This is a genomic window from Mesorhizobium sp. M1182 (assembly GCF_040318335.1).
In the GTDB taxonomy this organism is placed as follows: domain Bacteria; phylum Pseudomonadota; class Alphaproteobacteria; order Rhizobiales; family Rhizobiaceae; genus Mesorhizobium.
Genome location: NZ_JAMYMD010000021.1, coordinates 87347 through 100372, shown reverse-complemented (window position 1 = coordinate 100372; position 13026 = coordinate 87347). Strand labels below are relative to the sequence as shown.

At 58.1% G+C, this 13026-nt stretch carries 13 protein-coding genes and 1 pseudogene; 1 reads left to right on the top strand and 13 read right to left on the bottom strand.

The window, feature by feature from the left end; all coding sequences use genetic code 11:
• Positions 1 to 679: 679 nt before the first annotated feature.
• From NKH33_RS22490 to purU, 5 genes are all read right to left on the bottom strand, one after another.
• On the bottom strand, positions 680 to 1279 hold the full coding sequence (locus NKH33_RS22490) for a UPF0149 family protein (protein ID WP_352921550.1): 600 nt from the start codon (positions 1277 to 1279) through the stop codon (positions 680 to 682).
• Positions 1276 to 2859 carry an IS66 family transposase gene (tnpC, locus tag NKH33_RS22485; RefSeq protein WP_352921548.1) on the bottom strand — a complete coding sequence of 528 codons (1584 nt, stop codon included), beginning with the start codon at positions 2857 to 2859 and terminating at the stop codon, positions 1276 to 1278. The genes NKH33_RS22490 and tnpC overlap by 4 nt, the downstream gene beginning before the upstream one ends.
• A 64-nt stretch (positions 2860 to 2923) precedes the next feature.
• Positions 2924 to 3274, bottom strand: a complete 351-nt coding sequence (gene tnpB / locus NKH33_RS22480) for an IS66 family insertion sequence element accessory protein TnpB (RefSeq protein WP_352921546.1) — start codon at positions 3272 to 3274, stop codon at positions 2924 to 2926.
• A complete protein-coding gene (tnpA, locus tag NKH33_RS22475) occupies positions 3271 to 3681 on the bottom strand; it encodes an IS66-like element accessory protein TnpA (protein ID WP_352921545.1) in 411 nt (136 codons plus the stop codon). The genes tnpB and tnpA overlap by 4 nt, the downstream gene beginning before the upstream one ends.
• Before the next feature lie 613 nt (positions 3682 to 4294).
• Positions 4295 to 5122 carry a formyltetrahydrofolate deformylase gene (gene purU / locus NKH33_RS22470; RefSeq protein WP_352921558.1) on the bottom strand — a complete coding sequence of 276 codons (828 nt, stop codon included), beginning with the start codon at positions 5120 to 5122 and terminating at the stop codon, positions 4295 to 4297.
• Here purU and NKH33_RS22465 point away from each other — a divergent pair.
• Positions 5040 to 5228 carry a hypothetical protein gene (locus NKH33_RS22465; protein WP_352921559.1) on the top strand — a complete coding sequence of 63 codons (189 nt, stop codon included), beginning with the start codon at positions 5040 to 5042 and terminating at the stop codon, positions 5226 to 5228. The two genes, purU and NKH33_RS22465, sit on opposite strands and share 83 nt — an antisense overlap.
• Before the next feature lie 355 nt (positions 5229 to 5583).
• Here NKH33_RS22465 and NKH33_RS22460 read toward each other — a convergent pair whose 3' ends face one another.
• From NKH33_RS22460 to NKH33_RS22425, 8 genes and pseudogenes are all read right to left on the bottom strand, one after another.
• Complete coding sequence (locus NKH33_RS22460; RefSeq protein ID WP_352921543.1) at positions 5584 to 6696, bottom strand: mandelate racemase/muconate lactonizing enzyme family protein; 1113 nt, start codon at positions 6694 to 6696, stop codon at positions 5584 to 5586.
• A 169-nt stretch (positions 6697 to 6865) separates the two neighbouring features.
• Positions 6866 to 8017, bottom strand: coding sequence for an ABC transporter ATP-binding protein (locus NKH33_RS22455; RefSeq protein ID WP_352921541.1), 1152 nt, complete (start codon positions 8015 to 8017; stop codon positions 6866 to 6868).
• A complete protein-coding gene (locus NKH33_RS22450; RefSeq protein WP_352921539.1) occupies positions 7974 to 8801 on the bottom strand; it encodes an ABC transporter permease in 828 nt (275 codons plus the stop codon). The genes NKH33_RS22455 and NKH33_RS22450 overlap by 44 nt, the downstream gene beginning before the upstream one ends.
• A 4-nt stretch (positions 8802 to 8805) precedes the next feature.
• Positions 8806 to 9633 (bottom strand): ABC transporter permease, encoded by an 828-nt coding sequence (locus NKH33_RS22445; RefSeq protein WP_352921537.1) that lies wholly within the window; start codon positions 9631 to 9633, stop codon positions 8806 to 8808.
• A gap of 63 nt (positions 9634 to 9696) precedes the next feature.
• Positions 9697 to 10782 carry an ABC transporter substrate-binding protein gene (locus NKH33_RS22440; protein WP_352921535.1) on the bottom strand — a complete coding sequence of 362 codons (1086 nt, stop codon included), beginning with the start codon at positions 10780 to 10782 and terminating at the stop codon, positions 9697 to 9699.
• A 259-nt stretch (positions 10783 to 11041) separates the two neighbouring features.
• Positions 11042 to 11560: pseudogene (locus NKH33_RS22435) on the bottom strand (IS5 family transposase); the annotation flags it as partial.
• A gap of 379 nt (positions 11561 to 11939) precedes the next feature.
• Entirely contained in the window at positions 11940 to 12131 is a 192-nt protein-coding gene (locus tag NKH33_RS22430) for a hypothetical protein (protein WP_352921533.1), read from the bottom strand.
• A 43-nt stretch (positions 12132 to 12174) separates the two neighbouring features.
• On the bottom strand, positions 12175 to 12957 hold the full coding sequence (locus tag NKH33_RS22425; protein ID WP_352921531.1) for a 3-hydroxybutyrate dehydrogenase: 783 nt from the start codon (positions 12955 to 12957) through the stop codon (positions 12175 to 12177).
• Between the last annotated feature and the right edge of the window lie 69 nt (positions 12958 to 13026).

Sequence of the window (13026 nt, the reverse complement as noted above, 5' to 3'; positions counted from 1 at the left end):
ATTCGCGTCGTGAGGATCCGATGCTGCGCCCGAAACCTCCAATTGCGATGGGGTGTGGGAATTGGCCGTCGCGTCCTGCAGCAGTGTCACCAAGACGCCAAGCGTTCTGGGATCGACATGTGGGGCAGCGGCAATGCGCCACGCGGTGCAGACCGCGCGATCAAACATCCAGGCCGGAACCTCCAGCCACCGATCGGAGGCGTGGCCAGAGAGACTGCAGCGGAAAACCTCCCGGTCAGCCTTCTCGATCACCTCATGAACGTGAACACAACGCCCGGCCCAGGGATGCCATGGATAAAGAAACTTGCGTTCCTCGGTCCCGTGGGCGTTCTCTCGTCGTGTTGTACAACACCGCGCGGCCGCACTCCCAAATCGCCTGGCAGACACCGGCCGAGTTCGCCACCACCTTCAATCCGCGACGGTCGCTCGCGCTGCGCTATGCCAAAGCCTCCGCGCCAGCGCCCGTCGCTTCACCCGCCCAGCAGGGCACAACCCACGCCGGAAACGAACTCAAAACTGGATAGAAACTGGGGGCAACGTCAGCATCCTTCCATTCGGAAGAAAATATCGCACCATTAAAGCCCGGGATCAAACACCTACCGTAAGCGGTGCGCCAAGGCACCTTTCCCGAAATCGTCTTGATGGTTAAGTCTCTCGTTGGTCGGCGCACCGGCGCCGATCACTCCGGATCATAATGGGTGACGTAGTGGAGTTCGCGCAGAGCGGGGATGACAAGGGCGATGTCTTTGTACGCCTCGTGCTCAATGAAGTACGCGGTCTCGGGCCCCGGCCTGGGCTTGCCGAGGACGGGCCTGCCCTTTTTGTCGACGCAGTAGATCAGGATCGGCAGCAGCAGGCCGTGGTTGGGGTTGTCGAGGTCGAGTAGCGATTTCCATTTTTTGATGTTGAGATTCATGGCCGCGTGGAATCCCTGGCACCACGGCCGGGGGTCGATGCCGCCGCTGGGCTTGGTTGCGAATCGGGGCGCATAATCCTCCGGTCTGTCGAAGAGCGTCTCGTTGATCCGGTTGTGGATCCTGGCGACGCTGGCAAACACGGCGTGATCGGTAGCAGATCCTTTGGCCAGGGCGTCGCGCCGCAACCCCATGAGCGGGCACATCCAGTCTTGCGGGTCCGCGAACCGCGGCCCGGTGACCGCCGCCGTTACGAAGCCATCCAGCGCCGACATGGTCCGCACCAGCGGGCGACGGTTGATCTTGACGGCCATCCAGGCCTCCAGCGCCTCGTCCGACAGCGCCATGTCATCGATCGCGCTCACGCTGCCAACGGGAGCGGCATCTCTTCGCGGCGCCCCCAGGTCCATGGCATTAGCTCGTCCCAGCGCGAGGCTGGCCAGTCATTCTGGATGCGCTCGGTGACATCGGCCATGTAGGCTTCGGCATCGACGCCGCAGAGCTTGCAGGTCTCGATGATGCTGAGCACGACCGCTGACCGCTCAGCCGCGGCGAAGTTGCCCGAGAAAAGCCAATTGCGCCTTCCGACCGTAAATCCGCGAATGGCCCGCTCCGCGATCAGGTTGTCGGGCTCGAGCTGGCCATCGTAGAGGAAGCGGTTGAACGCTCGCCATCGCCTGGTGCCATAGGTGAAGGCCTTGGCGATATCGGCATGGCGCGACAAACCGTTGCCTTGGCGCATGAGCTGTCGTCGCAGCGCGCGGACCAGTGGTCGGGTCCGCCTTCGTCGTGCGGCCAATCGCTCGGCGGGCGGCAGCCCCCGTATCTCTTCCTCGATCCGGTAGATCGCCTGGATACCGGCCATCGCCGTCGTGCTGAGCTCGGTCGGCTGGCTGTCGTGAACGTCGAATATCTTGCGACGCAGATGGGCCAGGCAGGCAGCTTCTCGAATGGCGCCGCCCTTGTAGAGCTGATTGTAGCCGCTGAAACCGTCGGCCTGGAGCGTGCCGGCAAATCCGGCGAGCTCGCTCATCACGCTCTCGCCGGCGCGGCCCATGGTGGCACGATACCAGGCGATCGGCGGCTCCTGCGAACCCGAGTTGCGGTCGTCGGTGACGTAAACCCAGAGCGCGCCCTTGTGTGTCTTGCCGTTGCTGGGCGCCAGGATCGGAAGCCGCGTGTCGTCGGTGTGAATCTTGGCGCGGGTACGGCCGATCTCACGGAGGCGATTGTAGATCGGATCGAGCAAGGCGGCGGCATAGCCGGCGCTGCGCGCAAGCGTGGATCGCTCGATATCGACGCCCTTGGCGGCCATCATCTGGGCCTGACGGTAGAAGGGCAGATGATAACCCCACTTGGCCATCATGATATGGGCAAGCGCGGCATAGCTGAGCTTGCCGCGTGCAATGGCCTTGCCTGGTGCCGGCGCCTGGATGATTTTATCGCAGGTCCGGCAGCTGAACTTGGGTCGAACGGTCTCCATCACCTGCCAGGCCTGGGCGACCAGATCGAGCATCTCCTCGCTATCTTCGCCCATGGCGCGCAGATCGCCGCCGCAGCCCGGGCAGCATGCGCAAGAGGGCTCGCGAACGATCCGCTTGCGCGGCAGGTTCGGGTTGAGCTTGCGCACCGGCAACACCCGGACCTTGTCGGTGTCAGCGACGATAGGCAGTTCGAGATCGGGCGCGCTGGCGGCGAAATCGATCTCGAGATCTTCGAGTTCGAGCCGCATCTGGTCCAGCTTCTCGGAGGAGCGGCCGAAGGCTTTGCGGTTGAAGCGATCGATCTGCAGCTGCAGGCGCTGGATGCGAAGCGCGGCCTCGGCGCGCTCTCTTCGCAGCTGCTCATCCCGTTCGGCAATGGCGATGTCACGGGCACAAACGGCCGTCTCCAGAGTGGCGATCCGGGCGAGGAAATCAGCGATTGAGGGAGCTTGTTCCGACACCCAAATTACTTAGCCGAAAGACCTCGTCTACGGAACGACACAAAATCAATGAGAACGACTGAATTTAGCCGGCCAGACGCGGTCGATAAATCTTGTTCGGCCGGCGCCAGTCGATCCCGTCCAAAAGTAGCGAAAGCTCTGCCTTGGTAAGCGACACAGTCACCTGATCCTTGGTGGTCGGCCAGGCGAAACAACCATCGGAAAGCCGTTTTGTAAAAAGGCAGAACCCCTGGTCGTCATGCGCCAGAATCTTGATGATATGACCCTTGCGTCCACGGAAGCAGAAGATCGCGCCGGTATGCGGGTCGAGCCCGAGCACCTGCTGCACCATGCGCGCCAGGCTGTTGATCCCGCGGCGCATATCGGTCTCACCGCAGCACAGGTAAATCCGGTCGGTCGGCACCACCGTGATCACCTGGTCAACTCCGCCAGGACGATACGCAGCGCCGTCGGATCGACGGTCCCGTCGATCCGCAATCGCGTGCCGTTCGGAAAGGCCACGACGATCCTGCCGGCCGGGTCCGGGCAATCGGCGACGGGACGCTCGACCTCGGGCAGATCGTTCACGTCGATCCGCGCGAAAGTTGCCATCGCCCGATCGGCCTCGAGCTCGCCGCCGGCCATCTGCTTGCGCCACGCATAGAGCTGTGACGGAGCTACGCCGAACGCTTCCGCGACCTCGGTCACCGACGACCCCGCCGCGCTCGCCAGGTCGACCAACGCGCGCTTCTCGGTGCAACTCCACAGCCTCCGCTGCCGCACGCGCCCGGGCACCGCTGCACAATCTTCGATCGGCGCGCCGCCGCTGATCTCGGCGACCATATCGCCCCTCGCATGTTCCAATGTCATGGCGCGAAAGCTCCATGTTCATCGGCCCTATTGCAAGGTGCCTTGGCGCACCGCTTACCACCTACCTGCTGCAGATCGCCATGCTTGGCGGCCATCTCGCCCGCAAACATAATTCGTCTCCCGGCAATATGGTCGTCTGGCGGCATGATCCGCTTGCACGACATCGCCTTCGGCATCTCCATTGGATCAAGCCGACGATGTGGGTAATCCACCGAATGGGTGCGTAATTCCCGGACACCCTTTTCGCTAAATCCCGGACAGTGGTGGAGTGCACCCCTCGACTGAGACCGCCGCGCTCGCCAGGTCGACCAACGCGCGCTTCTCGGGCAACCCCCAGCCTCCGTTGCGCGAACGCCCGGGCATCGTTCCACGACCTTCGGCGGCGCGGCGCCGCTGAGCTCGGCGACCAGATCGCCGCCTGCGTGTTCCAATGTGATGGCGCGAAAGCTCCATATTCATAGGGCAATTGCAAGGCGCATTGGCTCATCGCTTAGGGCGCATCGGCACCTTCATCGATACCGCTTACAACACGCAGCCCCTGCATCCCAAGGACACTCCGTCGTTCCCCTGATGCATTCGTACATACTCATCCCATTCGTTCCGAAGCATGGGAGCCTGGCGAAGCGGGGAAGACCACAGTCTTGTTACCATTGATGAAGACACGGCGGTGGATGTGCGCATGGATCGCGCGTGCGAGAACCTGGCTTTCGACGTCGCGTCCGAGCGAAACATAGTCGGATGGGCTCTGGGCGTGGGTGACGCGCACCGTGTCCTGCTCGATGATCGGCCCTTCGTCGAGATCGGCGGTCACATAATGCGAGGTCGCGCCGATCAGTTTCACACCGCGTTCAAATGCCTGCTTGTACGGGTTCGCTCCCTTGAAGGAGGGCAGGAAAGAATGATGAATGTTGATGATGCGGCCGGACATCTTCTCGGACATCATATCCGACAGTACCTGCATGTATCGGGCCAGAACGATCAACTCCGCGTCGGTCTCTTCGACGATTCGCATCTGCTGCGCTTCGGCTTCGCGCTTATTCTCCTTCGTCACTTTGAAGTAATGGAATGGGATGTCGTGGTTCACGACCGGCTTCTGATAGTCCAAGTGGTTCGAGATCACGGCCACTATGTCGACTGGTAGCGCTCCGATGCGCCAGCGGTACAGAAGGTCGTTCAGACAATGGCCGAAACGCGAGACCATGATGATCACCTTCATCTTGCGGGTCTCGTCGTGGAAGGCGAAATCCATTCCGAACGCCTCGCCGGTGTCGGCAAACCCGTTGCGCAGTGTATCGAGCCCAATGCCCTCTTCGGAAGTGAAGCTGACTCGCATGAAGAAGTTGCCGGTCTGCGAATCGTCAAATTGCGAGCTGTCGGTGATGTTGCAGCCGTTGTCGGCAAGGCAGCCTGCGATGGCGGCGACGATGCCTCGCTTCGACTTACAGGTGACCGTCAGGCAATATTTGTCCATCTCGATTCTTCTCGTGTGTCAGAACAAATTCGTTCGGCGCGTCAGCTAGGATGCCGGACGTGTGTAGGCTCAAAAGGTCAGCCCCTCGGGCGCCCTCAAGCCTACCTCGAGCAACCGCTCGATGAGTTCCCGATACGCCGCCATAGAGGGAGATGTAACGCTTCAGGCAATCGATCCGCCCCCGATAGGGGATGCCTGAATGGCGGTCTCAAAGTGCTGCCGGTCTTCAAGGCGGTGGTCTCTGCATCCATCGCCAGGGGGAGCAGAAGCCCTCATCCACCAATTACAAGGAATCCAGAACGACGTGCGCCGCCAAAAGGCGAAGCACGTCGACGAGGCAGTAACAACTCGCTGGTTCAGGCCGCGCTGAAATGGCCGGCCAAGACAGGTCAAGATAACCTATCTTATCCCCTCCCGCCGTACACAGCTATTGGATCGCCGAGGCTACCCGGCAAGATGTCTTGACCAAGGCCGGGCCGATCCGAAGCTTCCACCACTGCTCCGTCCTGTACCAAGATGGGCGCATCCGTTAATGGGTCGGAGACAACGCTCAGCGGGTCGAAAACAGAGTGGCGGAACTCCCTAGGGGTGGACTGAGCCAAATGGAATATCGCTGCCTGTACTATCCCGCTTCCCCCCACATCTTGAATGGTCATCGGAATTCCTGCCGTCACACACATATCACGCGCGCGGCGGGCCTTTGTCAGGCCACCCACTCTCGAGATCTTGATATTGATCAAATCCGCAGCGTCATCGGCGATAATCCGCATCACCATCTCAGGCGAGTCGATGATTTCGTCGAGGATCATTGGATGATCAGTCCGACGTCTCACCGCGAGGCAGTCCTCGTACGAAGCACAAGGCTGCTCTATATAGACGTCAAGATCGCGAATTTGTCGCATCACTCGCAGGGCCTGATCCCGTGTCCAACCGCGATTGCAGTCGGCGTAATATTCCTCGCCTGGTTGGGCTTGCTCAAGAATTGCTCGTATCGTTGACACGTCTTCCGCGACATCTCCGCCCAACTTCACGGACAAACGCCGATACCCTTGCTCACGTAACTCCTGGGTCAACGCCAACATCTCTTCTTGCGACCCGAAGTACGGGGCAGCCATAAGATTCAATCCACCCTCAAACTTTCCCCCTAACAGCACGCACAGCGGCATTTCCGTTGCTTTACCGAGGATGTCCCAGCAAGCCATGTCAATTGCCGATTTAGCGTATGGATGGCCGTACAACACATGGTCCATTATGTAGTTGATCCGATCGATCTGGAGCGGATCTTCTCCAATGAGCTGAGGACCTAAAACCTCTATGGCCGCTATAGCCCCCTTTGCAAACGCCGGCAGATAGTTCGCTCCCACAGTCTGGAGTTCACCCCATCCGACGATCCCAGCGTCAGTCTCGATCGCTACAATTGTGCTCTCGAAAGATGTCCATTTTCGCCCACGCGATAGCCTGTAGCCCTGTGGGAACGGCGACTCAATTTCATATACTGAGATGCGTTTTATTTTCATTAGGCATTTCCTCTGTGTTATCTCGTCTGGCTACGCTACTGCAGCAGAATGACACGGAACCGTGCCTGATGGTTGGTGAGGTTCGTCGCGCAAGCCGCATGCCAGAGCATGTGCGAGGGCGACAGAATTGATTGACCCAAATCTCAGTCGCAACTGACATTCCTCTACCTCACATATGCCCTTCAGGCTGAAACACGAGGACATCCGACGCTGAAAAATGGGCGTGTACGGGTTGTCCCGCTACAAATCCCGGAGTTCTCCCGGCATTCTTGCGAATTGCCAGCAATCTGCTTTTTCCTGGAAGCTCCACGACGACGTGCATGTCGGCACCTAGCGGTGCCACGTCGAGCACGACGCCCGCCAGGACATTGCCTTGCGCGTCTTGAGCTACTTTACTCGCTGCCCCGCCCGTGAGCTCGATGTTTTCCGGCCTGACGCATAAATCGGCCTGATCATGTCGATTGGATAGCTCAGTTCTTGCGTGAATCTCAATTCCTTCGCTTGTGACATAGTTTCCGACGCCCTCGCTTGATTCGCCGCGCCTTGATCCACGAAACCAGTTGGACCTTCCGACGAACTCGGCGACGAATTTGTCCGCGGGTGCCGCGTATATCTGCGTCGGAGATCCACGCTGAACGATTTTCCCCCCCCGCATTACGACGACCTCGTCCCCTAGGCTGAGAGCTTCCTCCTGATCATGAGTGACAACAATGGTGGTCGCGCCGACCGATCGGAGGATCTCCTTCAGCTCAATGCGCAGTTCCAGACGAAGCTTCGCGTCAAGTGCTGACAAAGGCTCGTCGAGAAGAACAATCTGGGGGTCGGTTGCAAGCGCTCGCGCAAGCGCGACACGTTGCTGTTGTCCGCCGCTTAGCTGGCTCGGATATCTGGTCTCCATACCGCCCAACTGGACAAGCGACATCATCTGTTTGACGCGAGAGGGAATTTCCGACTTCAGCGTTCCACGATGGTGCATCCCATACGCAACATTTTGAGCAACGGTCATGTGAGGGAACAGTGCGTAATCTTGGAATAGCAATCCGACGTTGCGTTCGTAGGGCTTCAAGTGGCCAACATTGTCGCCGGCGATTTCAACGGTCCCGCTGTCGGGAGAGGTAAAACCTGCAATGATGCGGAGCGTAGTCGTCTTCCCGCATCCGCTCGGCCCCAAAAGAGAAAGCACCTTACCCTTCTCGATCTTTAAGGACACAGCATCGACTGCAGTGAATTCGCCGTACCTTTTGGTGACGTCTTTCAGTTCCAGAACATTCATTCGATTAAGCCTTATAAATCCCGTGACCGATTGCTCGGTCAAGGCCAATTACGCGATCCAGAACCACGAGTAGAACCAAGGTCAGTCCCATTAGGGCGACTGCTGCCGCAGCGATTGTAAGATCCAAATGCGACCTCATTAAACTGATCAATGCAACGGGTAGGGTATAAGTATTATAGTCACACAAAAATATACTGATCGCGACGTCGTCCATAGAGAACGCAAACGCAAAAATCGCGCCAGCGGAAATGCTGCTCTTGGTGAGAGGCAAGGTAACCGTGAAGAACGCCTGTCGCGCGTTAGCGCCCAAGCTCATTGCGGCCTCGCACAGCGTCTCGCTTATGCCAGTAAGTCCGATCAGCGTCATCCTGATGGTATAAGGCAATGCGATCATTAAATGCCCGGCAAGCAGTCTGGCAAAGGGCGGAATAAGGTCGAATACCGAGAAGAGCATTAGCAACGCGAACCCGATGATCACGCCCGGTATTACGAGAGGTGACAAAAATATCGTGGTTGTTACGTCACGGGATCGCGGAGACATTCTGCTGATCGCCACCGCAGCCGATGTGCCGATTACCGTCGCTAGGACCGTGGTTGCAAACGCCAGCAGCAAGCTGGTCTGGAAGCCAGACCACAGGTAAGCATTGTTAAAAAGCCGTTCAAACCATTTTATCGACAGGATCGAGGGAGGAAACGGGCCCATGAACTCGCGTCCGTCGAATGCCATGAACACGGTAACAATCACCGGCAACAGGAGAAATATTGCTGTTCCCCCGATAATCGCCTTTACGTACAAAACGAGCAGGACATCTGAGTTTCTTTTTCTGAGCATTCTTTCACTGCCGATCAAAGGATGTGGCTATTCTAGACATGACAAAAATCAGGAGCAGAGAAAGAACCAACATAACAATCGAGATTGCCGCTCCACTCGGGTAATTCGCAACTTCGCCGAAGCGGCTGTAGATAAGATTTGATATAAATAACACGCGCCCTCGGCCCAGGATCAACGGGATAACGAAGGCGCTGACGCCTATCGTCATCGACACTAGAAACGCAGAGACAAGCCCTCGGATGCACAGCGGCAACGTCACCGTGATGTGAGTCTTTGCAGCCGATGCGCCAAGGGACTGAGCCGCTTCTGCAAGCCGCGGGTTGAGATTTTGTATGGCCCCGATCAAAACCAGGATCGACATCGGTATTGCGTAGTGGAGCAACCCCGCGATGACAACGAAATCGATGTACAGATAGTTATTGGTATTTATGCCCGCCGCGGACATGATCCGCCCGAATATCCCGACGGAGCCGAAGGTCAAATCAATTGAGTACACACGAACCAGGGCGCTCAGGAACATCAGGCCTATGAGGGCTGAAATCGCCGCCTTTCTTGCTAGCGGCGATGCACGCCTGGCAACGCAATATGCGATCGGAAACGCAATGAAAATTGCGATGGCTGCCGCGCAGAAGGCCAAAAGATAAGTCTGAATAAAGTATCGTGCATAAACCGGGAGAATGAGCTCTGTATAATTTTCGGTGGTGAGCGCAGCTCCCTCCTTCGAGCCAATTCGACCGGGCTCGAAGATCCGAAAGCTCTGATCCAACACCGCCAACATCGGCAGCACAAGGAATAGGAAAAATGATGCCACTGCCGGGAGCAGCAGTAGCATTGTGGCTCTCGTGCTCCGCATCCACTCTCTCCGGCTTTGCGTTCATATCAGCGCGTTGTAGTCCTAAAGAAGTGGTACGACCTCCTGCTCCCAACGCTTCATCCAAGCATCAGCCTGTTCGGAAACATAAGCCCAGTCTGGAATGTGGATATACCGGTCCATCTCCTCGCTATTGAAAACCATGGGCTTCACTTCGTCAGAGGTTTTGGCCTTTATATTGGCGGGAATGCCCGCAATGTTGCGGTTGAACTCCTCGTTGTTTTCCGCATTGATCGCAAAGTTAGCGAACTTGAACGCCGCGTCAGTACTCCCTCCTTTCAGTACGCACCATGCCTCCTGGTAAAGGAACGTCCGGAATCCTGACTCCGGATCCATTTTGGTTAGGTATTTAATTTTGAAGTCCCGTGCCAGACCAATCACGTAGGAACCGCCCTGAAAGCTTATGCACGTTTCGCCGGAGCTGATGGAGTTCGTGATATCGGTGTCTGCGGTAGCCACGCGACCGATATTTCCGCTGCGCGCCAGCTCTTTCACGAAGTCCCAAGCGGGCTCCATGTTCCGCTCGTCACCACCTCTGTGGAGCGCGAGCGCAACCATCTGCAGATTGGAGTTGCAGGCCGGCGAAGGAAAACAAATCTTCCCTTTCAGCCGAGGATCCAGAAGATCATCAATCTTGGCAATCACAAATGGGGCATTATCTTCCCGGTAAAACCAGGAGATCGACACTATAGAGCGGGGTATGTTTATGATATTCCCCGCGCCATCCTTAATCAGCAGCTTGCTCGGGATATCGGCCAGATTCGGTACCTTCTCCACCGTGACCGGCTCTGCCCAGCCTTCCCGGGCGACTGCTTGCAGCACAAGATCCCAACCCGCCAGAAGGTCAATTCCTGGTTTTGGCCATGTGGCCTTGATCTTGGGCAGAACAGCTGCTGCCCCGCCGGAATACAGTTGCCAGTTAACTTGGATATCCGACTGTTTGGCCGCGATCATCTTGATCCCGTCGACGTATGATCCGCCCCATTCAGTGGCTGTTATTGTGTCGGCGGCATACGCTCTGTTCGCCATCAAAGGGGCGAGAGTGCTTAGGGCCGTAGCCGACGCTGCATCTTTCAGGAATTTGCGTCGTGACAACGAATTCTCAAACATGTCATTCTTCCCCTTTATTATTTGACCTGGTGGAATGAAGCGCCGTCACACCCGGTTGAAAAGCATAATTTTGATATTGCTGCCATCTAGGATGCAGATGATTGAAGTTAGCTCACCCCACACCACAAGCAGTTCACCCGGTAAGCCGGGTAGCGGTTGTCTCGCGGGAAAGAGCCTGGGTGTTTCAATCCTGCCAAAGCCGTCCTGCCCCCGCTGCATGGCGAAGGCTGGGGCGAGCGTCAACGATTCGGCGACCGTCGATAACGCCGACTGCCCCGTCCCTATCCTGGATGTCGGCCGTATGCACCGTCAAGGCGACCAGGTGCCCCTCGGTGTCGGTGATGATATGGCGCTTGCGGCCTTTGATCTTCTTGCCGCGTCATAGCCACGCGGCCCGCCACTCTCGCAGGTCTTCACGTTCTGGCTGTCGATGATGGAGGCCGTTGGTGAAGCCTCTCGGCCGCAACGTTCGCGATCCAGCATCAGGAGCTTATGGTTGATCTTCTCGAACAGGCATGTGTCGCGGAACAGGCAAAACCAGCGAAACACCGTGCTCCTCGGCGGGAAAATCCGATGGCAGAAGACGCCACCCGATCCTGCCGCGCATGACGTAGAAGATCGCGTTCACGATCTCGCGCAATGGCCATTTGCGCGGTCGCCCCGTCGGGCAGGCCGTGGGCATGAGTGGCGCGATCAAACTCCACTCTGCGTCCGTCATGTCTGTTTCGTAACGCAAGCTTTCGCGGTTAGGCTGGCGGCGAGTAGCTGGCGTCCACATCAGGTCTCTACAATCAGGCTTCGACACCCGTTGGAATCACGACCGCGCCAGCTGCTCAACCCCTTCGGCAAGATCAATATTGGAGCACATGTTTGTGTGGATGTAGATTCACACGAATCCACTAACACATTGAATTAGAATAATATAAAAATTGCTCAAAACGCCCGTCGCCCGCCTTTGCAGGATACGGAAAAACGTGACACAGCTTTCCGAAGCGCTCATCGAACGCCACGATCGCTAGTGATCAACGACCGAATCACACCTATCCGACACAGGCGCCGCCCGTTCAAAAAAGACCAAGCACGTCCGGACGCTCTGGCCGGCAAAGCCCACCGCTCCGAATTTTCGAGACGGGCTCTTAAGCGCCGCCGAACAGCGTCTACTGGATCGCAAGCACATACAAGCGCCGCATGTTCTGGTCGGATCGACGCGGCGAAGATGGATGGGCAGGATTTCCGTGCGCTATCTTGCTGCAGCGGCCCTTGTGCGCCCAACCCACTTTCCAGAACTCGAAGAGCCGCTCGCGTGCGCCCTCGGCGCCGTTGCAGGCCCAGCCGTCGGCGAGCGCCACAGCGCTTCCTTTACCCAGCAGCTTGGGCCGCACGATCGAGCGCTCACTCCGCGGTCCAGCCGCCATCCACCGAGATATGCGTGCCGTTGATCTGCGCGGCGGCGTCCGAGCAGAGGAAGAGTGTGGTGGCGGCCACCTGCTCCACGGTGATGAACTGCTTCGTCGGCTGCTTCCTCAGCATCACGTCGCGGATCACAGTCTCGCGATCCATGTCGTGAGCCTTCATCTGGTCGGGGATCTGCGCCTCGACCAGCGGGGTCAGCACGTAGCCGGGGCAAATGGCATTGCAGGTGATGCCTGACGTCGCGACCTCGAGCGCCACCGTCTTGGTCAGGCCCAAGACACCGTGCTTGGCTGAGACATAGGCCGCTTTGAAGGGCGAGGCGACCAAGCCGTGCGCCGACGCGATGTTGATGATGCGGCCCCAGCCCTCCTTCTTCATCAGCGGGATCGCCACTGCGGTGGTGTGGAAGGCCGAGGTCAGGTTAATGGCGATGATAGCATCCCACATCTGCGGCGGAAACTCTTCGGCCGGCGCGACGTGCTGGATGCCTGCATTGTTGACGAGTACGTCGACCGAGCCGAATGTTTCTGCCGCCTTCGCCACGAGCGTGCGGCAATCCGCGGCCTTCGACATATCGGCCTGGATATAGGCAACCTCCGCGGCATGTTCCTCCGCCATGATGTCAGCAACCGCGTGATCCTGCGGCGCGTCTGTGAATGAGTTCACGACTACATTCCATCGTTCTGCGGCGAAGGCTTTGGCGATAGCAAGGCCGATGCCCGAGGTCGAGCCCGTGATGATAGCGGTTTTCCTGCCTGGCATAAGGTGATCCCTATTCGGAGAGCTTCTGGAGGTCGTGCTGCAACGCAACATAAAAAGGGGTTGCATTGC

Bases quoted from the DNA above. Each gene is read 5' to 3' on its own strand.
- tnpA (WP_352921545.1), bottom strand. From the start codon at position 3,681: ATGGTCGCCGAGATCAGCGGCGGCGCGCCGATCGAAGATTGTGCAGCG.
- NKH33_RS22465 (WP_352921559.1), top strand. From the start codon at position 5,040: ATGAAGAAGTTGCCGGTCTGCGAATCGTCAAATTGCGAGCTGTCGGTG.
- NKH33_RS22460 (WP_352921543.1), bottom strand. From the start codon at position 6,696: ATGAAAATAAAACGCATCTCAGTATATGAAATTGAGTCGCCGTTCCCA.
- NKH33_RS22450 (WP_352921539.1), bottom strand. From the start codon at position 8,801: ATGCTCAGAAAAAGAAACTCAGATGTCCTGCTCGTTTTGTACGTAAAG.
- NKH33_RS22445 (WP_352921537.1), bottom strand. From the start codon at position 9,633: ATGCTACTGCTGCTCCCGGCAGTGGCATCATTTTTCCTATTCCTTGTG.
- NKH33_RS22440 (WP_352921535.1), bottom strand. From the start codon at position 10,782: ATGTTTGAGAATTCGTTGTCACGACGCAAATTCCTGAAAGATGCAGCG.
- NKH33_RS22425 (WP_352921531.1), bottom strand. From the start codon at position 12,957: ATGCCAGGCAGGAAAACCGCTATCATCACGGGCTCGACCTCGGGCATC.